The organism is Planctomycetota bacterium (assembly GCA_038746835.1).
Classification (GTDB): Bacteria; Planctomycetota; Phycisphaerae; order Tepidisphaerales; family Tepidisphaeraceae; genus JBCDKH01.
Window position 1 is genome coordinate 1 of sequence record JBCDKH010000052.1, and the last position, 19,596, is coordinate 19,596.

Consider the following 19,596-nt stretch of genomic DNA (forward strand, 5'->3'; position numbering starts at 1 on the left):
CGACAAGGGGCATCGTGGTACGAGTCGACAGCGGTGGTCACGTGGCCGGTTGGCTCGTCACTGCACCGCCGCTGGCGGGGCCGACTAATGCCGCGTATTTGGCGATGGCGCCGGTCGTGTAGTCGGTGACGCGCGGGGTCCAGGCGGCGCGGCGGCGGGTGAGGTCGTCGTCGCTCACCTCCAGTTCGATCGTGCCGGCGTGGGCGTCGATGGCGATGGTGTCGCCGTCGCGGACGAGGGCGATGGGGCCGCCGACCTGGGCCTCGGGGCCGCAGTGGCCGATCATGAGGCCGCGGGTGGCGCCCGAGAAGCGGCCGTCGGTGATCATGCAGACGTCGTAGCCGAGGCCCTGCCCGACGATGGCGGCGGTGACGCCGAGCATCTCGCGCATGCCGGGGCCACCCTTGGGTCCTTCGTAGCGGATCACGACGACGTCGCCGGCGACGATCTTGCTCGCCTGCACCGCGGCCATGGCGTCTTCCTCGCAGTCGAAGCACTTGGCCGGGCCGCGGTGCTGGAGGCGTTTGACGCCGGCGGTCTTGATGACGCAGCCGTCGGGGGCGAGCGATCCGCGGAGGACGTGCAGGCCGCCGTGGGGTTCGTAGGCCTTGCTCACGGGGACGACGACGTCCTGATCTTCCTTGAGAACGACGTCTTTGAGGTTCTCCGCCATCGTGCGGCCGGTGACGGTGAGCGTGTCGCCGTGGAGCAGGTCGGCGTCGAGGAGGACCTTGAGGATCGCGGGGATGCCGCCGGCCTGGTGGACCTCGTAGGCGGTGTAGCGGCCGAACGGCTTGAGGTCGGCGATGATCGGCGTGCGGCGGCTGATGCGGTCGATGTCGTCGAGCGTGAGCGTCAAACCACACTCGGCCGCCAATGCTGGAAGGTGCAACGCGACGTTTGTAGAGCCACCCGTGGCGGCGGCGACGGCGACGGCGTTCTCAAACGCCTTCATCGTCATGATGTCGCGCGGTTTGACGTCATTCATCAATAGTTGAAGGACGGCGTCGCCGCACTGTTTTGCATACTCGTCTCGCGACTCGTCGACGGCGGGCGGGGAGCCGCTGCCGGGAAGGGCCATACCGATGGCTTCGGCGACGGTGGCCATGGTGTTGGCGGTGAACTGGCCGCCGCAGGAGCCGGCCGACGGGCAGGCGGCGCACTCGACGCGGCGGAGTTGTTCGTCGTCGATCTTGCCGGCCGAGTGGGCGCCGACGGCCTCGTAGACGTCCTGGACGGTGAGTTTTTTGCCGTCGAGTTCTCCTGGGAGGATGGTGCCGCCGTAGAGGAAGACCGACGGTCGGTTGAGGCGGGCCATGGCCATGAGCATGCCGGGCAGGGACTTGTCGCAGCCGGCGATGCCGACGAAGGCGTCGTAGCCGTGGGCGCGGAACATGAGCTCGGCCGAGTCGGCGATGACCTCGCGGCTGACGAGGCTGGCCTTCATGCCCTGGTGGCCCATGCCGATGCCGTCGGAGACGCTGATGGTGTGGAAACGCCTGGGGGTTCCGCCGGCCGCCTTGACGCCGTCGGCGGCGGCGATGGCCTGGCGGTCGAGGGTGGTGTTGCAGGGCGTGGCCTCGTTCCACGCGGCCCCGACGCCGACCCAGGGCTTGTCCATGTCCTCGTCGGTGAGGCCCATGGCGCGGAAGAACGCGCGGTGCGGGGCACGCTCGGGTCCGTCGGTGACGACGCGGGAATGGGGGCGGGGGAAGGCGGAGGTGCTGGCGGTCATTCTGCCGGAACGTTAGTTTGCGAACGTGGTCGACGCGACTGCTGACGATGGTCCGCCGGAGACGCAATTGTCCGATGATTCGGCGATGATTTGGGGGATTGTGTCTGTGATGGTCGCGGTGCTGTCGCTCGTGTGCTGTGCGTTCCCTGTCTTCGGATGGTGGCGTGTTGCGTTTCCGCTGGTCGGTCTGGCGATGGCAGGAATCGGTTGGAAGATGGCTCAGGCGAAGCCACGTTTCAGCCGCGGCTGGCCGATCGCTGGAGCAATCACGAACGGGATCGCGCTCTTGATCATCGTGTCTCTACTCATCGTCGCGAGCATCATGGCGTCGCGTCGCGAGAGACAGTTCATGGAAGACATCACGCGAACTACCACAGAGCGGCTCGAGCAGCAGATAAAGAGTGGTGAGACGGACGCTGCGACGCAGCCCGCGGGTAGGTAGGCTTTCGCGTTGCTGGCCGCTCACGATTTGAATGCGAGGTCGCTGTCTGGGCGCGGCACGGCAAGGTTCGATTGAAACCGAAGGCCGACGACTTCACGCTTGCTCGGAAACCGACCGATTGCTCGTCGCCAGCCAGTCGTCACGGATCGTCACGCCCCAGCCGGGCCCGGGCTCGGTGTGGAGTTGGCCGTCGCGGACGACGGGCATCGGGGCATAGGCGTTCTCGAAGTGCGGTTGTGACTCGATGCCGACTTCGATGTAAGGGCCGGGGCGTTTGACGGCACACATCAGATGGTGCGTCGCGACGAGAAGGAGCGAGCGGTTGGCAGCGTGCGGGAGGATCGGGATGGCGAGACCGTCGGCGAGGTCGCCGATCTGCAGGAGTCGCGTGATACCACCGGCGTAACAGACGTCGGGCTGGACGATGTCCATCGCTCGAGCCTTCAGCATGCGTCGGAACTGGGCCACGTCGTTGTCCTGCTCGCCGCAGGCGACGTCGATCGAAAGGGCGTCGGTGACTTCCTTTGTCTGTTCCCATTCCCCAAAGAGGCAGGGCTCCTCAAAGTGGGCGTAGCCATGATCTTCGAGCAGGCGACCGACCTCGATGGCACGCGTCGGCGAGAAGCCGCCGTTGGCGTCGGCCATGAGCGTGGCGTCGTCGCCGAGGGCTTGGCGGATGGTCGGAATGATCGTCTCGGTTCGGCCCGGCGATGCGTCGACGTCTCGGCCGTTTGTCTTGCCGACGCGGATCTTGAAGGCGTCGAAGCCGAAGTCGTTACGAAGCCGGACCAGTCGATCAGCTTCGTCGCTCGGTGCGATGTCGCGTCGCATGCTCGACGCATAAGCCCGAATCGGCTCAAGTCGGCCGCCGAGGAGTTCGGCGACGGGCTTACCGGCCAGCTTGCCTCGGAGATCCCAGACGGCCAGGTCGACGCCTGCCAAGGCCCGGCAGACGTAGCTCCATGGGTACTTGTGATTCGCCAGTAGCGCTACGTCGAGCCGGTCTTCGGAGGCGTCGAGTGTGTGGCCGAGAAAGAACCAGGCGACCTGACGATGCAGCACACTCGCGGTGATGTCTGCGTTGTACGGTGCGAGTTGTCCCCAGCCGAACGAGCCGTCGCTGAGGGTCAACCGGACAAGTCCGAGCTGATGGTCGGGCGAAACGAACGACTCGACCCGCTCGACGACGGGTTCGCTCACGATGCCTCCTCGGCCGCGAAGGCATTCGACCAGACAACGATCTCGCCACACACGCGGCGGGACCAGTCGAGGTCGTGGCCGAGGGTGATGACGCGGGAGCGGTCGCTGGGGAAGGTGTTTTGATCCATCGGCACGAGGACTACGTTAGAGCGATGGGGAAGGTCGCGACCGCCGTCAGCCTTCCCTTTGCGGTAGCCGCAGTCGGCGGTTTGCTGGGCATTTTGACGAACCTCTCGCACGCCGCGATCAGTGGCGAGTACTTCAGCCTCGTGCTGAATCGTGGCGGGTCGCCGCAGTCGATCGCGTTCGAGCACGGGTGGATCGAAGGAGGGATTTCGGGTTTCGCCTTCGGGTTGCTGTTGACGCTGTTTGCTGGTGCGTCGGGGTGGGCATGGTTGAGTTGGCGGAACATGGTTCGCCCCGTCGTGTTCGGCCTGATCGCTGCGGCGATCTGCATGATCGTGGGCGGCATCGCCGGTGCGACTTGGGCGGCGGTGTCGTCCGACTCGTTCATCTCGAACTTCCGTCAGGCGCGACGGGCCAGCAACGTGGTTGCCTTCGCCTGGGTCGGCGGGAGCATCTGGGCCGCTTACGGCGGCGTGCTGGTCGCGATGATCACAGCCGCCGTCGTCTGGACGCGGCAGCTTGTTCGACTTGCGGTGGCGGAGCGCGGCTTTGCAGTCGAAGCGGTCGCGTCGGACGAGTGATTCGAGGTGGACCATCGTTTCCGCAAGGCTTTTGCGGGACAATCGAGTAGACTTGCAACATGGCCGAGACGATCACGTTGGAAGGCGAGGCGGCAGCCGGGCTGCGGCAGGCGGCTCGGCGGGCGGGGTACGACGACCCCGGCCGGTTCGTCGTCGAGACGTTCCCCGTCACGCCCGACGAACGCCCCGAGCCCAAGCGCGGCGAGGACGGGCTGACCCGTGGGGAGCGGTTGATCCAGCGGATTCGAGCCAACCCGCCGCGGGTCACGATGACCAGCGACGAGGTCATGGAGATGACCCGCGGCTCAGACTGGAAATCGGCCGTCCCGTTCGATGATGACGATCAAGGACCGGATTCGCCGTGAGCATTCACCTCATTGATGCGAACGTTCTGATCGACTTTCTCAGTCCCGATGCAGCACATCACGTGGCGTCAGCTCAGCTAGTGGGCGATCTCGTCGATATCGGTGAGGCGGCGATCAACCAGATCATCTATGCCGAGGTGCTCGCGGGGCTGGAGTCGGAAGCGGAATTTGCCGAGACATTCGCCGACGAAGAACTACAGCGGCTCGACCTGCCGTGGGAGGCGGCGTGGCCTGCGAGTCAGGCTCATGCTCGCTACCGGATGTTGAAAGGCACAAGAAGATCGCCGATGCCGGACTTCTACATTGGAGCGCATGCCGAGGTGCAAGGGCTGACGATCGTGACGCGGGATGCGACGCGGTACCGGACGTACTTCCCGGCGGTCGAGGTGGTCACTCCGTAGCTGGTTCCCACTGTCGTGGGCGTGGCGTGCCGTAGTAGTACAGGTGCTCTTCGGGGATCGTCACGTCCACGCCGTTCGTGTCCTGCAGGCCGTAGGGCGTTTCGACGAGCGTCGGGTACGGTTCGAGCGTCGACGGGGCTAACGCCAACAGCTCCTCCAACTCCCGCTGCTCTTGTGGCGTGCGGCGGTCGATGCCGAGGTCCAGAAGCTCGTCGATTCGCTCCTGCATCGTTGCATCGTACGTCATGCGGCAACCGCGGACCGGTCACGCCAAGCGGGACTTGGACCGGAAGGCGCTGGGCGACTCGCCCGCGGTTTTGCGGAAGACGGTCGCGAAGTAGGTCGGGTCGACGAAGCCAGAGCGGGCGGCGATCTCGGGGATCGCAAAGTCGGTCTCGGCGAGAAGCCGCTTGGAGCGCTCGATCCGCATGGCCGTGATGTACGACTGGAGCGTCTGGCCGACGGCGCGTTTGAAGCGGACTTCGAGCGAGCGGCGCGAGAGCGGGACCGATCGCAACACGTCGGCCGTGGAGATCGGTTCGGTGAGGTGCTGCCGGACGTAGCCGATCGCTGCCGCGACGTCGTGGTCGTCGATGGCGAGGCCGTTGGTGGTCTGACGCGTGACGATGCCGGTCGGCGGGATGCGGACTGTGTCCGCGTCGAGTGTCTTGCCCTGCACGAGGCGATCGAGCATGGCCGCGGCTTCAAAGCCGAGCTTTTGCCACGGGATTGCGACGCTGGAGATGCGCGGCTCCATCATCTGCGACGTGAGCTCGTCGTTGTCCACGCCGAGGACGGCCACCTGCTCGGGCATCGTCCGCCGAAGCTCCATCGCTTGTCGGACGACGAAGACGGCGAGCATGTCCGAGCTGGCGAACACGCCGACCGGCGTCGGGCACTGCTCGAGCAATTCGCGAACGCTGGCCTCGGCCGACGGCCACGACGGCAATCGCAGGACGGAGGCATGGCAGCCGGCTTCCTGGGCGTGTTCGACGAACGCTTCGGCACGGACCCTGGAGAAGTGCCAGATCGGGAGTTGCAGCGCGACGAGTCGTCGATAGCCGCGGGCGATGAAGTCGTCGGCCGCGAGTCTGCCGATGGCGCGATCGTCGGGCACCACGGCGGGCATCCCGGGGTCGGCGGCACCGGACGAGGTGTTGACGGTTGGGAGTCCGGTTGATCGCAGCGCGTCGATCAGGCCCGGTCGAAGCGCGTAGGCGATGACGGCGGATGTTCCGCGGCGCAAGGCGGGGAGACGTTGCCGTGATTGGTTGTGATGGTCGAGGGAGATGGTCCAGCCGCCGTGGGCGTTGGCGTACCGGGCCATGCCGGCGAGCACGCCTCGGCCGTAGCTTTGCACGCAGTCGACAAGGGCGAGAACGCGCATGGGGTTCCTCCTGGGCGGGTCGGGGACGCAGCTTCGAGTGGTGCGCAAACGCAAAGCAATTCTGCGTCATCGCGTGTGGTCAGGTCAAGCGAAACGCGTCATACTTCTCGCTCGTGGGGAAGAGTGGCGGCGCAGCCGTCGGACCCTGTCCTGCTCGGAGGAGAACACCATGCGTTTTTCGGCTCACATCGGCCTTGTATCGTCCGTCACGCTCGGCTTGCTGGCAGCAGGCTTGGCCAGTTCGTCGGCGGAGGCCCGGACGTTGAACATCGACGCGTCGGATTCCGCGATGACGGTCGATGCCGTCTTCGTCAACGGCACCACCGGCACCGGCGACTTCCTCGACGGCCCCTTCCCCGAGCCGGGCGTCGGGAACCAGAACAACCTGCGGGCAGGCCAGTTCCAGGGACGCATCCAGCGGCCGATCATCGCGATTCCGCTGCCGGCGCTCGATGCCAACGAAGCGCTCCTGAGCGCGAACTTCCGCTTCAGCACCGCATTCCCGTCGGGAAATCCCCAGTTCAGCGTGGATCTCGAAGCGATCGGCGTGCGGTCGAGCGGGACGATCCAGATCAGCGACTACGAGGAGCCGGGCACGCTGATCGACGACAGCGTCCTGTTCCCAGGCGTGCCGAACTTCAGCACCCGGCGGCTCGACACGGTCGGCGAGGCTTCGCTGCTGAGCTACCTGTCGACCAATTACTCGGCCGGCGACTTCCTGTTCCTGCGGTTTACGATGGACACGATCAGCCCGCCGAACGACAAGTTCTACCGGATCTTCGCGGACAACACCGGCGCGAGCCCTCGTCTGGAGCTCGAGACCTTCGTCATCCCTGAGCCGGCGACTGCCGGGGCCGGGCTGATCGGGCTGATTGCCGTCGGCATGCGGCGGCGTCGATCGTCGGTCTGACACACGGCATGCCAAGTCGGCGAAGCGAGGCGCGGTCGGGTACGCTTTGGCCGATGCGGTGGCTGCTGCTTCTGGTTCTCGTCGTCTCCACCGGCTGTGTCGAGCGGCGGATGAAGCTCCTGAGCCAGCCGCCAGGGGCACTCGTCTTCGTCAACGGCGAAGAGGTCGGGCGAACGCCGGTCAAGGTGCCGTTCACGTGGTACGGCAACTACGACGTCGTCCTCCGCAAGGAGGGCTTTGCCACGCTCGACAAGACGCGTTGGATCGTCGCGCCGTGGTGGCAGTGGGTCGGGTTCGACCTGATCGCCGACGTGCTGCCGATTCGGCTGACGCACACGCCAGAGCTGAGCTTCGTGCTGGAGCCCGACGCCGGTGCGGAGGACGGGCTGGTGGAGCGGGCGGAGGCGTACCGCGACGAGACGCTGGACGAATAGCTACCGCTGTTCAAGCACGAGCGCGCCGGTGATCGACGTCTGACGATCCTGGTCGATCGGGCCAGCCCAGCTGGAGCTTCGACCGGTCGCTCCGTCGTGGTGGATTGCGTTGAACAGCACCAGCTCCGGCCGAAGCGGGCCTTGGCGGAAGCGGCCTGGGGCGTCGGCACCCTCGGCCAGGGCGTGCCACGGCAGCCGCAGCTCGCCACGCCATTGGCCATCGTCATCGACGGTGGCGGCGTAGGCGAGGTCGATCGCAGCGGGTCCCCACGCCCGCCCGTCGGTCGATCGGCTGACGAGCGCCAGGCCGTTGGGCTTGAGCGTCACGTGCGTCCAGGGACCCGGTGCGGGGTCGCCTTGGACGTAGCCGACGGGACGAATCGTGAAGGCGATCGCGTCCTCACCCCAAAGCCTGCCGAGCTGGCGGCGCACGAAGCTCGATGACGCAGCGGAAGATGACATCGGAACGCGGAATCCGATGAGGAGGCTAATGTCATCCTCTGATATCAGCGTCATCGGCGACTGAGTATCAAAACCATTATCATCGCTGTGACGACGATTGCTAAATGCAATCCATGATTGATCAGCAAGCGTCAACGCCGTCGTCCAGTCGGCGAGAAGACCGTCGATGATCGGAGCTTTGTCGAATTGAAGAACCTTTGCAGCAGGCGCGGCGAGGGTGGCGGCGTTCGACACGCCGGAGTACTCGTCGGTTACCGAGAGTGTCTGCGGCGTGTCTGTGATTGACTGCGAAAGCTCAGTCGTAGCACCGGAAACGACCCGAAACAGGCCGCCCTCGAAGGCGGCGCTGTTCGGCGGGGCTGGGGCGAGCGGCGACCAGCCGGCGGGCAGGTCCGGCAAGCTCGCCGTCATGCCTTCGGCCTCGGGCTCAGACGGCGCACGAACGACCGCCTCGGCCCGCATCACCAGCGACCGCCGGTCCGTCGGGTCCGACGCGAACCGCGGACCTTGGCGAAGGTCCCAACGCACACGCGTCACCCGCGGCTCAAGCGTCGGCGACGGCAGGACCAGTCGCTCGCCACGAGCGGCTGCTGTAGCGAGGCGTCGGCCGGCGATCAGGTCGCTCGCGCTCGCGGCACCTGCGTGGAGGTCGAGGCCCGGCGTGTCGCGCAGGAGCACCGGGACCACGATCGGCCGGGCCACCGTCCGCGCTAGCCGACGCACCTCCGCCTCGCCCGTCGTCGCCATCGCCGCCTGCAGGAGGGCCGCGTCGAATCGCGCTCGCCTGGCACGCATCGCCGCCAGACCCACGACGGCGGGCTCGTCGAGATCGAAAGCCTCGCCCGGGTAGAACCAGCGGTCGAGCTCGCCGGTGGACGTGCCGACTGCCTCGTCGACCAGCACAGCCTCGGCCCCGCGTGCGACGGCGAGCCAGCCCGCGTCGATCGGCACGTCGGCCGCGTCGAATCGCAGGAAACCCGGGCGATCGACGGGTCCGGGCCTGCTGAACTCGATCGCGCCCTGCGCGCGAGTGACGACGTTGGGCGGCGTGCCCTCCGATCGTGCACGCGCGACGTCGACCAGCAGCGTCGGCCCGTCGTCGCGAGCCAAGGCCGAGACGAGTCGCAGGGCGGCGGTCGCGGCGACCGGTGAGGCCGGGTCGACCAGCGGCGCGAGTGCGGCCGGCTCGACGAGGGCGGCGGTGCGATCGATCCAGCCTCGCTCGCGGAACGTCGCGATCACGTCGAGCCAGCGGTCCGGCCGACGCGACGCCTCGGCCCGGCCGACGCCGGGCGGGCGAGGCAGCCAGGCGCTCGCATCGTCGCCGTCGAACCACGGGCCAACGAGCGCGAGGTAGTCGGCCCAGAACGTCGTGTCATCGGCGGACAGGCCCGACGGGAATCGCGGGGACACATCGACGAAGGCGACGTCGAGGTCCACGCGGCGGGCGAGTGCGTGGACCGCGTCGAGCACCGCGACCGCGTCCGCCCGGCCCGGATCGTCCCGGCGAATGGATGGTGCGGCGATGTCAGCGAAGGCCATCGGCCAGGCGCGGACCAAGTCGTCTTGCCGAACGATCGCCGCCACGTCCAGCGGTGACGGCGGCAGGTCGATCCCACGATGTTGCAGCCGAAGCGACGTGTCGGCGATGGCGTCGCCTGAGGCGTCGATGAGCTCGATGCGAACGTCCTGCTCACCGACAGGCTGACCCGCGGGCAGACGCGCATCGAGCCAGACGGTGCGTCGGCCGGGGCCGGAGGGCAGTTGCCAGTTTCCCTGATCGCCGGGTGCGAGTGGGCGAAGGGCGACGGGCACGCGGGCGATGCCGAGGTGGCGGCCGGTGCGTCGGACGATGATCGGCTGGCGAAGGTCGAGCTCGGCGAACAGCACCTCGTACGCGGCCGACGCGACCAGCGGGCTGTCGTCCGCCAGTCGAATGCCGGCGGCCTGTCCGGTGATCTGCAGCGTCACGCCGGCGACCTCGTTCCCGGCCAGCGCGACTGTGGGGCGATCGAGCGTCGCGACGCGTCCGGGCGAGAGGTCGACCACGCGAACAGCGGGCCCCGACGACGAGCCGCATCCGGCTGCGAGCAGCAGCAGCCCCACGAGCAGGGCGCAGTGCAATCGGGACCAGTCGAACGGCGGCATCATCTGCGGTGTCCGCGTCGGCCAAGGGTGGGGCCCGCCGTTCAGGCGACGGCGGGGCGGTAGCGACGCTGGAACATCGTATGGGCCGGTTTCCACCGGTGGGCCGAGGGTGTCGGTGCACGGTTGTGCTGCTGGTCGCGTGCCCAATTGCGCGGCACTGCACGGCGATTGGCCTAGTGGATGGTCAGGCCTGAGGCGGTGACGGTAGGCATGCGGAAGGTCTTCTATAAAACATTAGGTGTTGTTGAGCAAGAACTTGAAGTCATAATTGCTCGCTCTCTTTCGACTGGCACGGGATTCTCTACTTGTGGGGCGACCATACGGATCCTCCTCCGCCAGGCCCCGCGCGAGCAACGCTCGACGGGGCCTGTTTCTTTGGCAGCCGTGGTGGGAGGTCGGAGGTGTGTCGGAGAGATGGGTCCCGCGACAGGTGGACGCGATGGGTGGTTCTGGACCCGAAGCTTCCGCTTCGGCGTCTGGGTCGGTTGGGGTCGGTCTAGGGCGTGCGACGCGTTGTTGCTCGGAGCGTCACCGGATCGATCGTCTCGCGCTTTCGATGACGACGTGGCCGCTCCCGTTAGCGAGCGTGTCGGTGCGTGCTCGTGTCCATGCGTGCGGTCGGGGTGCTAGCGCCCGCTGATGCGGGCGGCTACGCCGTGGGGAGCGTTGCGTTGCGGTGGGAGCGTCGGTTCTTTCGCTCGCGTGCGAACCGGCGATGCTCGGACGGTCGCGACGAGTCGGGCAACCAAAAACACAGCCGGCCGTTCCTCCGCGGGACGGCCGGCTGGGGCTCGCCGCGGTGAGGCGGCGATGGGTTGGAAGCCAGCGGCGTTACCGCTTGCTGAACTGGAAGCGACGGCGGGCACCGCGCTGGCCGTACTTCTTGCGCTCCTTCATGCGGCTGTCGCGGGTCATGAAGCCGTTCTCGCGAAGGGCGGCCTCGCTCTGCGGGTCGTACTTAATGAGCGCCCGGGCCAGGCCCATGACGATGGCTTCGGCCTGGCCGGTGGAGCCGCCGCCGTTGGCATTGACGTGAACGTCAACCTTGCCGCCGTACTGCGTGACTTCCAGCGGGCCGAAGATGGCCTTGCGGTCGCGCTCGTTCTGGAAGTAGTCGTTGAGCTCGCGCGGGTCGTTGCCGCTGCGCTTGATGCTGACATTGCCGGAGCCCGAGGCGATTCGGACGCGGGCGACGCTGCTCTTGCGCCGGCCGGTGCCCCAGAAGTAGCCGCTCGGAGCAGCGTGGGCGGCCGAGCCAAAAGCCTGCGGATCGGGCGTGGCGACCGCGAAGTCGGCCTCGAGCGTGGCGTCCTCTTCGGCGGCCACGTCCTGCGGCTCGGCGACGGCACCCTCGGGGGCCTGCGTGTCTTCAACTTCGGTCGGATCGCTCATGAACGCGGTGCAGGGTCAGAGGGAATTCAAATCGCCAGCGGCTTGGGCTGCTGGGCCTGGTGGGTGTGGGTGTCGCCGGCGTAGACCTTGAGCTTGGAGAGCATCTGCTTGCCCAGCTTGCTCTTGGGCAGCATGCGACGCACGGCTAGCTCGATGACCTTCTCGGGCGACTTCTCGTTCATCGCCTTGTAGCTGTAGACGTGCTGGCCGCTCGGGTAGCCGCTGTAGGTCTGGTAGGTCCGGCTCTCGGCCTTGCGGCCGGTGACTTTGACCTTGGAGGCGTTGAGGACGATGACGAAGTCGCCGGTGTCGACGTGCGGCGTGTACGTGGGCTTGTGCTTGCCCTGAAGGATGGTGGCCAGCTCGGTCGCCATGCGGCCAAGGACCTTGTCCGTCGCGTCAACGACGTGCCAATCGGGCGTCAGTTCGCCAGTTTTCGCTAAGTAGCTGCTCATTGCGTCATCCGTCTGGGTCCGCTGCGGCGGGCCGGCATGCTAGGCAATGGCAGGCGAGGGTCAATCGGCGGTCGCAGGTCCGCTCGATCCGTCGAACGCCCGTCGCAGGACGTCCAGGTCGACGTCGTTGCCGGTCCAGAGCTTCGACTGCGCCGCCGCCTGATGGAGGAACATCGGGATGCCGTTGACGGTGCGGGCCCCGGCCTCGCGTGCGTTGCGGAGGAAGGTCGTCTCGGCGGGCGTGTAGATCGTGTCGAAGACGAGTGTCCGATCGGTCATCACGGGTCGGATGTCGCCCAGCGGCGACTCGGCGGTGTCGGGGGCCATGCCGAGGCTGGTCGTGTTGATCCAGACGTCGTGCACGCCCTTGCCCACGTCGGCCAACCGCGCGGCCGTGGCGGCGAACTCGTCGGCCAAGGCCTCGGCCCGGGCGGCGGTGCGGTTGTAGATCGTGACGTCGCACCCGAGTGCCGTGAACGCCGCTGTCGCCGTCCGTCCGGTGCCGCCCGCGCCCAGCACGCCGACCGACAAGCCCGCGACCTCGCGACCCAGGCCGTCGCGGACGGTCTGGACCATCGCGTCCAGGTCGGTGTTCGCCGCCGAGACCGTCGCCTCGCCGTCGTTGCGGTGGACGGTGAACGTGTTGACCGAGCCGACGCGTTCTGCGGTGGCGTCGACGCTGCCGCCGATCTCCTTGGCGTAGCGGAGGGCGTTTTCCTTGTGCGGCAGCGTGATCGACAGGCCGGCCAGGTCCAGCGGTTCGAACCGGAGCCACGTTTCCATGAACGCCTTGAACGACTCGTAACCCGGCTCGACCAGGAGCGGCAGGTAGACGCCGTCGTGGTCGATCGCATCGAACTGCGCGTTGTGGACGTGCGGGCTCCGACTGTGCGCGACGGGATGGCCGACGACGCCGTAGACCTTGGTTGATCGCTTGATCGCGTCCCAGCGGAACCGGCCCTTGAGCACGTCGACCGGCACCTGACCGTCGGCGGTCTGGTCTTCGTCGGCGAGGCTGGCGAAGGTGAGAAACGCGTTGAACTTCTTGGAGAGCACACGGCTCGGCAGGCCCGCTTCGCCCATGCAGATCACGACGCTCGGCTTGGCGGCCTCGCGCAGCAGCTCGAACGCCTCGATGTTGTCGCGCACGCTCCGGGCACGCCAGGCGACCTTGGCCGCGTCGGCGCGCGACTGGCTAATCTCGGCAAAGACCTGCATCAGGTCGTTCGGCCGGGTCTCGAAGTCGTGAGCGCTGGTGATCGTGCGGACCGGCGTGACGGCAGCGAGCTCGAGGAAGTTCATCGGCCAGCCGCCTGCGCGACTCATCGGACGCCATTCCAGATCGACCCACGCCGGTGCCCGCACGGCCAGGCCGGCCAGCACGTCGAAGCGTGTCTCGTCGTCCAGGTCGCTCTTGCCGCCTTCGTTGCGCGGCCGCATCGTCAGGATGATCTTGACGTTGGACTCGATGAGTCGATTCGCCAGCTCGACGATCGCCGCGAAGTCCGCCGACTCCGCGTCGAGCAGCGTGTCGTCAGCCAACGCGTCCAGCCGCAGCTCGACCATCTCGGCCCCGCGCTCGACGGCGACGAACGCATCGCGCCGGGCCTGGTCGACGGAGCGGACGTAGATGGGAACGCAGAGGCGGGTCAAGTGGAAGTAGCTGCTTGTGGAGTTGCTGCTTGTAAACTCGTTACTTGGGAACTTGGGGTGAAGGCGCCGTGGGTTCTGGTCCAAGTCACCAGTTACGAGCCACCAGTCACGAGCGCGACTGCCGCCTCGATCTTCTTCGTCACGTTGTCGCTCACGCCGACCAGCGGCAGACGCAGCACGCCGGTGTCTCGGCCTTGCAGCTTCATCGCGTGCTTCACGCCCGCTGGGTTGCCGTCGAGGAAGAGCGGCGCGCTGAGTCGGCAGACGTCGCGGTGGAGCTGGTGCGCCGTGCCGAAGTTGCCGGCGAGGCATTCGCGGCAGAGGTCGCCGACGAGCTTCGGGGCGACGTTGCTCGCGACGCTGATGACGCCGCGACCGCCGAGGGCGAGCATCGGCAGCGTGAGCGGATCGTCGCCGCTCAGGACGACCAGGTCGCCGGCACCGAGGTCGTCGCACGCGTCGAAGTAGCGGGTGACGATGCCGATGTCGCCGGTCGCTTCCTTCATGGCGGCGATCGGCGTGTCGCGCTTGAGCCGGGCGACGGTCTCGGGCGACATCGTCACGCCGCACCGGCCGGGAATGTTGTAGAGCACGATCGGCAGATCGACCCGCTCGGCCAGGGTCGCGAAGTGCCGGTACAGGCCCTCCTGACTCGGCTTGTTGTAGTACGGATTGACGCTAAGGACGGCATCGGCTCCGACGCTCTTGGCAAAGCCGTGCAGCTCGGCCGCCTCTTCGGTGTTGTTCGCGCCGGCACCCGCGACGACAGGCACCTTGCCGGCGACGGCATCGACCGTCAGCTCAATCACACGCTTGTGCTCGTCGAACGACAACGTCGGCGACTCGCCCGTCGTGCCGACCGGCACGAGCCCGTCGATGCCGGCGTCGAGTTGATGGGAGATCTGCTCTTGGAGTCGCGCTTCGTCGAGCCGGCCTGCGTCGTCGAACGGCGTGACGAGCGCAGTCAGGGCACCGTGGAGTTGGAGTTCCTGTTGCGCCATGAGGGCCGGCACTGTAGCGCCCGTAGCCTGCCGGCATGACGCGACCCAAGGTGCTGCTGACGAACGACGACGGCATTCGGGCCGAGGGCATCTTCGCGATGTGGAAGGCGCTCTCGGCCTGGGCGGACGTCACGGTCGTCGCGCCCGAGACGCATCAGTCGGCCACGGGTCACGGCGTCACGTTGGCCGAGCCGCTGATGGTCGCGCCCGTCACCACGGTCGGCGGCATGACTGGCACCGCTGTCGATGGCCGGCCGGCCGACTGCACGAAGCTCGCGCTCGTCGAGCTGTGTCCGGACGTCGACCTCGTCGTCAGCGGCATCAACATGGGCGCCAACGCCGGCATCAACGTCTTCTACAGCGGCACCGTCGCGGCGGCGATCGAGGCGGCCTTCCTCGGTAAGCCAGCGATTGCCGTCAGCAAGCTTTTGCGTCGCGACGTTCCCGACGACTACGACGCCGCGGCCGCGATCTGCCTCGACGTCATCCAGAAGCTCTGGACCAGCAATGCCGTCCACGCCGGCGAAGTCGTCAACGTCAACGTGCCGGCGCTCAAGCCGGGCCAGCAGCATTCTGGCATCCGCGTCGTGCCGCAGTGCGTCAAGCCACTCATGGACGCCTTTGAAGAGCGACAGAGTCCGCGTGGCCAGTCGTACTACTGGAACACGGGCGTCTTCAGCCTCGAAGGCGGCGAGGCCGGAACGGACGTCGCGGGACTGCGCGACGACGCCGTCGTCGTCACGCCGCTGCACCTCAACCTGACGGCAGTCGATCGGATGCAGCGCACCGCCGACGCGATGGCCGCGGCTACTTGATCGAGGCCAGTTTCTCCAGGTCGGCCAGTCTTCCGCTGATGAGCAGGCTGTCGCTGTCGGTGAGGACGCGGTCGGGGTCGGGGCTTTGGACCTTGTCGGTGAGCACGTCGTGGATGCCGACGACCAGGACGCCGTGCTTGCGGCGGAGGTCGAGGTCGCGGAGGGTGACGTTCTCCCACTTGTCGGGCACGGCCATCTCCTGCAGGCCGAAGTCCTGGCCGAGCTTGACGTAGTTGAGCAGTGAGCTGCCGACGAGTCGGGCGACGAGGTTCTGGGCGGTGTCGCGTTCGGGGAAGACGGTCTCGGAGACGCCGAGCTTGCGCATGATGCGGTCGTGGGCCGGGCTGATGACCTTGACGACGATGTTCGTGCAACCGACGTCCTTGAGTGCCAGCGCCGCCAGGATCGAGGCCGAGATGTCGTCGCCCGTGCCGACGATGCCCGCGTCTGCCTTCTCACCGCCCAGCCGAGTCAGCACCGCCGGATCGGTCCCGTCCGCGACGGCCGTCCGCGTCGCGTGCTGCGCGACCCGATCGACCGCATCCTCCGCCAGATCGACCGCAATGACGTCGTGCCCCCGCCCGTACAGCGCTTCACACACCGCACTGCCGAAGTTGCCAAGGCCGATCACGAGGTAGCGGTTCATGGGTGAGTGGGCGCTAGGGACCAGGGATGAGGGACTAGTAGTTAGTAGCTACGCAGGGATCGGATTCAGGTGTCGGACTAGTCCCTAATCCCTAGTCCCTAGCGCCTCTTCATCCTCACCCAACCACCACATCCTCGTGCGCGAAGCGTTTGATGCCGCGGCCGGTGGCGGCGTTGTGGCTGAGGGCGGCGGCGATGGTCAGCGGGCCGACGCGTCCGACGAACATCAGGAAGATCGTCAGCAGCCTTCCCGCCGGTGACAGGTCGGCCGTCGGGCCGGTCGACAGCCCGACCGTGTTGAACGCGCTGACCGCCTCGAACATGACATCCAGAAAGTCTGCCCGCCCATCGTTGATGCGCGTGCCGTCCGGATAGACGCCGACGAACGACTGGTCGAGCTCGATGATCGCAAACAGCATCACGCCCAGCGCGAGAATGCTCAGGCTGAACGCGAACAAGCCGACGGCCCGCTGGCTGGTGACCGGCGGGATCGTGCGGTCCCAGACATTGGTCGTGCCGCGTGCCTGGAAGCGGCTGTAGGCCATCACGACCAGGACCGCGAGCGTCGTCACCTTGATGCCGCCGGCGGTGCCGCCCGGTGCGCCGCCGATGCTCATGAGGAGGATGGTCGCGAAGTTGGTCGCCTGGAACGTCTGGCCGTAGTCGATCGTGTTGAAGCCGGCAGTGCGTGCGGTGACGCTCATGAACAGCGCGTTGATGGCCGCGTCGAACGGGTTGAGCTCGCCCAACGTTCGCGGGTTGCCCCGCTCCAAGGGCCCGAGCACCACGGCCCCGCCGACGAGCAGGAGGGCCGTTGTGACGAGGACGATGCGTGTGTGCAGCGACAGACGGACCTTCTGCTTGCGACGCCACGAGCGGACGTACTGCTTGAGCTCCTCGAGTGTGAGGAAGCCGATACCGCCGGTGATGATGCCGCCCGAGATCGCCAGCAGCGTGGCCGGCCTGTCCTGGAAGCTGACGAGCGAGTCGCTGAACGTGCTGAAGCCGGCGTTGCAGAAAGCACTGACCGACTGAAAAAGCGCATGCCACGCCGCCTTGCCGAGCGTGAAGTCGTTTCGCCAGAGAAAGAGCAGGATCGCAAATCCCGCCGCCTCGGCGAGGAACGTGAAGAGCAGCACGTCGCGGACGAGGCTCCGCGTCTTGACCGCCTGCGACGGCCCCATCGTCGTGCCGCCCGACGCGATCGCGTCTTGACGCAGGCTCAGCCGTGCGCGAAATGTGATGATGACGAAGCTCGCCAGACCGAGCATGCCCAGCCCGCCGAGCTGCACGAGGAAGAGGACGTACAGCTGGCCGAGTTTGGAGAAGTGCGTGGCGGTGTCGACGACGATCAGGCCGGTGACGCAGACGGCGCTGGTCGCGGTGAAGAGGGCGTCGAGCCAGCTCAGCGGCTCGGCCCCGTCGGCGTACAGGCCGGGCAGCGCCTTGAAGCCGAGCGTGCCGACGACGACCAGCCCGAGGAACGTGGCTGCGAACAGCTGGGCTGGCGTGAGGCGTCCGCTGCGGAAGTCGTGGTAGAGGCGCCTTGCGCGGTCGCGTCGTCGCTCGCCACCGACTCGTCGCCAGGTCCAGAGGTGTCGCACGAGGTCGACCCGAGCGTACCTGCTGCTGCTGCTTCGGACCAACGGGATCGAACTGCAGAGACGCGGCAAACTGCGCTCTCCGTCATCCCGAGCGAAGCCGAGGGACCTCGCTCGATTCTGCACCGAAGTCCAGACGAGTTCCTCCGACTCGCTGCGCTCGCTCAGGAGGACGAGGAGCTAGCGCGTTTCGAGTTGGGCTTTCAGGTCTGCGATCTCCTCGCGTAACTCCGCGTTTTCGACGCTCGCCTGATAGCCGAAGTAGCCGACAGCGCCGACGCCGACGATGAAGGACGCTGCCACCGCCGAAGCGATCGCGACGACGCCTTTGTTCCGGCCGAGGAACTTGCGGCCCGCGTAGACCCACGACACCGGCGCGGCCTTGAGCGGCTTGTCCGCCAGGTATCGCCGGACGTCCTCGCCCAGCTCTGCAGCGGTCGCGTACCGCTCGGTGCGGTCTTTCCGCATGGCCGTCAGGACGATCCACTCCAGCTCGCGGGCCAGTTCCTTGCGAAGCTCGTTCACGTCGCACTGCCGCGCCGCCATCACGCCGAGCGCCCGCCCGGCGTCGAGGCTGGTGACGGCCTGGCTTGGGCGGGGTGGGTCTTCGTCGCGGATCATCCGCTGAATGTCGAGCACGCCGCCGGCACGGATCTTCTTCGAGTCGAACGGCAAACAGCCGCACAAGAGCTCGTACAGCAGCACGCCCAGCGAGTAGACGTCGCTGCGGATGTCGACCTCCAGCACGCCGCCCTCGGCCTGCTCGGGGCTCATGTACTCCGGCGTGCCGACGAGCTGGCCGGTCTCGGTGTAGAGCGTCCGTTCGCTGAGCTTCTGACGCAGCGCCTTGGCCACGCCGAAGTCGATGATCTTGGCCTGTGGCACGCCGCCCGGAAGGCTGACCAGCACGTTGGCCGGCTTCAGGTCGCGGTGGATGACGCCCTTGTTGTGTGCGTGCTGGATCGCGTCGCAGACGTCGGCAAACAGCATCAACCGACGACGCACGCTCAGGCGATGCAGGTCGCAGAAGTCGCTGATGGGCTGACCCGCGACGAACTCCATCGCGAAGAACGGCTTGCCGCTGGGCGTGGTGCCGGCGTCGAAGACCTTGGCGATGCCGGGATGGTCCATCATCGCCAGCGCCTGCCGCTCGGCCTCGAAGCGGGCGATGACTTCCTTCGAATCGAGCCCCGCCTTGATGATCTTCAGCGCCACCATCCGCCGTAGGGGCGGGCGTTGCTCGGCCTTGAAGACGACGCCCATGCCGCCTTCGCCGATGGTCTCGAGGATCTTGTACGGCCCGATCTCCGCGCCGGCTTCGAGACGATCGCCGACCTGCGTCGTCATCGACGGCGTGCTGGGCTGTTCGAGCAGTGGCTCGGGCGCGGCCTCTTCGCCCCAGGCGGACGACGGGAAACGCGACTTCTTCTCCGCCGGCTGCCCGCCGAACGGCGTCTCAGGCTGCGGCTTCAGGGCCGCGCTCGACCCGGGCGAATCCTCCGCTGGCGGCTCATCGCTGGGCCTGCGAAACTCCTCCCCCGCACCGGCAGCGTCGTCGTCTGGCACTCCCGGTGGCATGGCGAGCCAGTATGGCCCGGCCGGCGTCAATCCGCCAGTATCTGCATCGGGAATGCGGTGATTATCGGGCAGTGTTCACGTGCGACCTGGCATAGTACTCCAGCGAGTGCGTTCGCGACCAAGCACCTGACAGACGGTCAGCCGCGGGGGGGGGGGAGGGGCCGGCGGGCGCGGGGGGGGGGGCACACCCCCAGAAACCCGCCCCCAGCGCCGGCGCGCGCCCCGCCCGCGAGCAGAGGGGACCCCCCCCGCGGCCCGCCCCCCC

20 protein-coding genes are annotated in these 19,596 nt (G+C 67.3%); 7 read left to right on the forward strand and 13 right to left on the reverse strand.

What is annotated here, in order from left to right; genetic code table 11:
• Window positions 1-37: 37 nt before the first annotated feature.
• Window positions 38-1,735: a dihydroxy-acid dehydratase gene (ilvD, locus tag AAGI46_07265; GenBank protein ID MEM1012005.1), complete on the reverse strand. Its 1,698-nt coding sequence runs from the start codon at window positions 1,733-1,735 to the stop codon at window positions 38-40.
• Window positions 1,736-1,820: 85 nt separating this feature from the next.
• On the opposite strand from ilvD, the gene AAGI46_07270 reads away from it, so the two are divergent.
• Window positions 1,821-2,177, forward strand: coding sequence for a hypothetical protein (locus AAGI46_07270; protein MEM1012006.1), 357 nt, complete (start codon window positions 1,821-1,823; stop codon window positions 2,175-2,177).
• Window positions 2,178-2,270: 93 nt separating this feature from the next.
• Here AAGI46_07270 and AAGI46_07275 read toward each other — a convergent pair whose 3' ends face one another.
• Complete coding sequence (locus AAGI46_07275) at window positions 2,271-3,377, reverse strand: mandelate racemase/muconate lactonizing enzyme family protein (protein MEM1012007.1); 1,107 nt, start codon at window positions 3,375-3,377, stop codon at window positions 2,271-2,273.
• Entirely contained in the window at window positions 3,374-3,511 is a 138-nt protein-coding gene (locus tag AAGI46_07280) for a hypothetical protein (protein MEM1012008.1), read from the reverse strand. The genes AAGI46_07275 and AAGI46_07280 overlap by 4 nt, the downstream gene beginning before the upstream one ends.
• Before the next feature lie 18 nt (window positions 3,512-3,529).
• Between AAGI46_07280 and AAGI46_07285 the strand changes: the two genes are divergently transcribed.
• The 3 genes from AAGI46_07285 to AAGI46_07295 are packed head-to-tail and all read left to right on the forward strand — an operon-like array spanning window position 3,530 to window position 4,850.
• Window positions 3,530-4,084, forward strand: coding sequence for a hypothetical protein (locus AAGI46_07285; protein ID MEM1012009.1), 555 nt, complete (start codon window positions 3,530-3,532; stop codon window positions 4,082-4,084).
• Between the two features lie 59 nt (window positions 4,085-4,143).
• On the forward strand, window positions 4,144-4,449 hold the full coding sequence (locus AAGI46_07290) for a hypothetical protein (protein ID MEM1012010.1): 306 nt from the start codon (window positions 4,144-4,146) through the stop codon (window positions 4,447-4,449).
• Window positions 4,446-4,850: a PIN domain-containing protein gene (locus AAGI46_07295; GenBank protein ID MEM1012011.1), complete on the forward strand. Its 405-nt coding sequence runs from the start codon at window positions 4,446-4,448 to the stop codon at window positions 4,848-4,850. The genes AAGI46_07290 and AAGI46_07295 overlap by 4 nt, the downstream gene beginning before the upstream one ends.
• On the opposite strand, the gene AAGI46_07300 is transcribed toward AAGI46_07295, so the two are convergent.
• Both AAGI46_07300 and AAGI46_07305 read right to left on the reverse strand, forming a co-directional pair.
• Window positions 4,840-5,079 carry a hypothetical protein gene (locus AAGI46_07300; GenBank protein MEM1012012.1) on the reverse strand — a complete coding sequence of 80 codons (240 nt, stop codon included), beginning with the start codon at window positions 5,077-5,079 and terminating at the stop codon, window positions 4,840-4,842. The genes AAGI46_07295 and AAGI46_07300 overlap by 11 nt on opposite strands.
• A 36-nt stretch (window positions 5,080-5,115) precedes the next feature.
• The gene (locus AAGI46_07305) at window positions 5,116-6,237 is read right to left on the reverse strand and encodes a substrate-binding domain-containing protein (protein ID MEM1012013.1); all 1,122 of its coding nucleotides are present in this window, start codon (window positions 6,235-6,237) and stop codon (window positions 5,116-5,118) included.
• 169 nt (window positions 6,238-6,406) lie between these two features.
• Between AAGI46_07305 and AAGI46_07310 the strand changes: the two genes are divergently transcribed.
• Window positions 6,407-7,147, forward strand: coding sequence for a hypothetical protein (locus AAGI46_07310; GenBank protein MEM1012014.1), 741 nt, complete (start codon window positions 6,407-6,409; stop codon window positions 7,145-7,147).
• A gap of 53 nt (window positions 7,148-7,200) precedes the next feature.
• Window positions 7,201-7,581, forward strand: a complete 381-nt coding sequence (locus AAGI46_07315; protein MEM1012015.1) for a PEGA domain-containing protein — start codon at window positions 7,201-7,203, stop codon at window positions 7,579-7,581.
• Here the strand turns inward: AAGI46_07315 and AAGI46_07320 are convergent, their stop codons facing one another.
• The 5 genes from AAGI46_07320 to dapA form a co-directional block, all read right to left on the reverse strand.
• On the reverse strand, window positions 7,582-10,092 hold the full coding sequence (locus AAGI46_07320) for a hypothetical protein (protein ID MEM1012016.1): 2,511 nt from the start codon (window positions 10,090-10,092) through the stop codon (window positions 7,582-7,584).
• Between the two features lie 930 nt (window positions 10,093-11,022).
• Window positions 11,023-11,583, reverse strand: a complete 561-nt coding sequence (rpsI, locus tag AAGI46_07325) for a 30S ribosomal protein S9 (GenBank protein MEM1012017.1) — start codon at window positions 11,581-11,583, stop codon at window positions 11,023-11,025.
• Between the two features lie 26 nt (window positions 11,584-11,609).
• Window positions 11,610-12,038, reverse strand: coding sequence for a 50S ribosomal protein L13 (gene rplM / locus AAGI46_07330; GenBank protein MEM1012018.1), 429 nt, complete (start codon window positions 12,036-12,038; stop codon window positions 11,610-11,612).
• A gap of 60 nt (window positions 12,039-12,098) precedes the next feature.
• The gene (locus AAGI46_07335) at window positions 12,099-13,691 is read right to left on the reverse strand and encodes a type I 3-dehydroquinate dehydratase (GenBank protein MEM1012019.1); all 1,593 of its coding nucleotides are present in this window, start codon (window positions 13,689-13,691) and stop codon (window positions 12,099-12,101) included.
• A gap of 92 nt (window positions 13,692-13,783) precedes the next feature.
• On the reverse strand, window positions 13,784-14,692 hold the full coding sequence (gene dapA / locus AAGI46_07340; GenBank protein MEM1012020.1) for a 4-hydroxy-tetrahydrodipicolinate synthase: 909 nt from the start codon (window positions 14,690-14,692) through the stop codon (window positions 13,784-13,786).
• A gap of 35 nt (window positions 14,693-14,727) precedes the next feature.
• Here dapA and surE point away from each other — a divergent pair, with 35 nt between their 5' ends.
• Window positions 14,728-15,507, forward strand: a complete 780-nt coding sequence (gene surE / locus AAGI46_07345) for a 5'/3'-nucleotidase SurE (GenBank protein MEM1012021.1) — start codon at window positions 14,728-14,730, stop codon at window positions 15,505-15,507.
• Here surE and AAGI46_07350 read toward each other — a convergent pair.
• The 3 genes from AAGI46_07350 to AAGI46_07360 form a co-directional block, all read right to left on the reverse strand.
• The gene (locus tag AAGI46_07350) at window positions 15,500-16,153 is read right to left on the reverse strand and encodes a TrkA family potassium uptake protein (GenBank protein ID MEM1012022.1); all 654 of its coding nucleotides are present in this window, start codon (window positions 16,151-16,153) and stop codon (window positions 15,500-15,502) included. The genes surE and AAGI46_07350 overlap by 8 nt on opposite strands.
• A 115-nt stretch (window positions 16,154-16,268) precedes the next feature.
• On the reverse strand, window positions 16,269-17,756 hold the full coding sequence (locus tag AAGI46_07355; protein ID MEM1012023.1) for a potassium transporter TrkG: 1,488 nt from the start codon (window positions 17,754-17,756) through the stop codon (window positions 16,269-16,271).
• 177 nt (window positions 17,757-17,933) lie between these two features.
• Window positions 17,934-19,331 carry a serine/threonine-protein kinase gene (locus AAGI46_07360; GenBank protein ID MEM1012024.1) on the reverse strand — a complete coding sequence of 466 codons (1,398 nt, stop codon included), beginning with the start codon at window positions 19,329-19,331 and terminating at the stop codon, window positions 17,934-17,936.
• Window positions 19,332-19,596: the final 265 nt, after the last annotated feature.

Coding starts and splice junctions, on each gene's coding strand:
- AAGI46_07315 (MEM1012015.1), top strand. CDS start 7,201: ATGCGGTGGCTGCTGCTTCTGGTTCTCGTCGTCTCCACCGGCTGTGTC.
- rpsI (MEM1012017.1), bottom strand. CDS start 11,583: ATGAGCGATCCGACCGAAGTTGAAGACACGCAGGCCCCCGAGGGTGCC.
- AAGI46_07290 (MEM1012010.1), top strand. CDS start 4,144: ATGGCCGAGACGATCACGTTGGAAGGCGAGGCGGCAGCCGGGCTGCGG.
- AAGI46_07360 (MEM1012024.1), bottom strand. CDS start 19,331: ATGCCACCGGGAGTGCCAGACGACGACGCTGCCGGTGCGGGGGAGGAG.
- AAGI46_07350 (MEM1012022.1), bottom strand. CDS start 16,153: ATGAACCGCTACCTCGTGATCGGCCTTGGCAACTTCGGCAGTGCGGTG.
- AAGI46_07285 (MEM1012009.1), top strand. CDS start 3,530: ATGGGGAAGGTCGCGACCGCCGTCAGCCTTCCCTTTGCGGTAGCCGCA.
- dapA (MEM1012020.1), bottom strand. CDS start 14,692: ATGGCGCAACAGGAACTCCAACTCCACGGTGCCCTGACTGCGCTCGTC.
- surE (MEM1012021.1), top strand. CDS start 14,728: ATGACGCGACCCAAGGTGCTGCTGACGAACGACGACGGCATTCGGGCC.
- ilvD (MEM1012005.1), bottom strand. CDS start 1,735: ATGACCGCCAGCACCTCCGCCTTCCCCCGCCCCCATTCCCGCGTCGTC.
- AAGI46_07310 (MEM1012014.1), top strand. CDS start 6,407: ATGCGTTTTTCGGCTCACATCGGCCTTGTATCGTCCGTCACGCTCGGC.
- AAGI46_07300 (MEM1012012.1), bottom strand. CDS start 5,079: ATGCAGGAGCGAATCGACGAGCTTCTGGACCTCGGCATCGACCGCCGC.
- AAGI46_07305 (MEM1012013.1), bottom strand. CDS start 6,237: ATGCGCGTTCTCGCCCTTGTCGACTGCGTGCAAAGCTACGGCCGAGGC.
- rplM (MEM1012018.1), bottom strand. CDS start 12,038: ATGAGCAGCTACTTAGCGAAAACTGGCGAACTGACGCCCGATTGGCAC.
- AAGI46_07270 (MEM1012006.1), top strand. CDS start 1,821: ATGATTTGGGGGATTGTGTCTGTGATGGTCGCGGTGCTGTCGCTCGTG.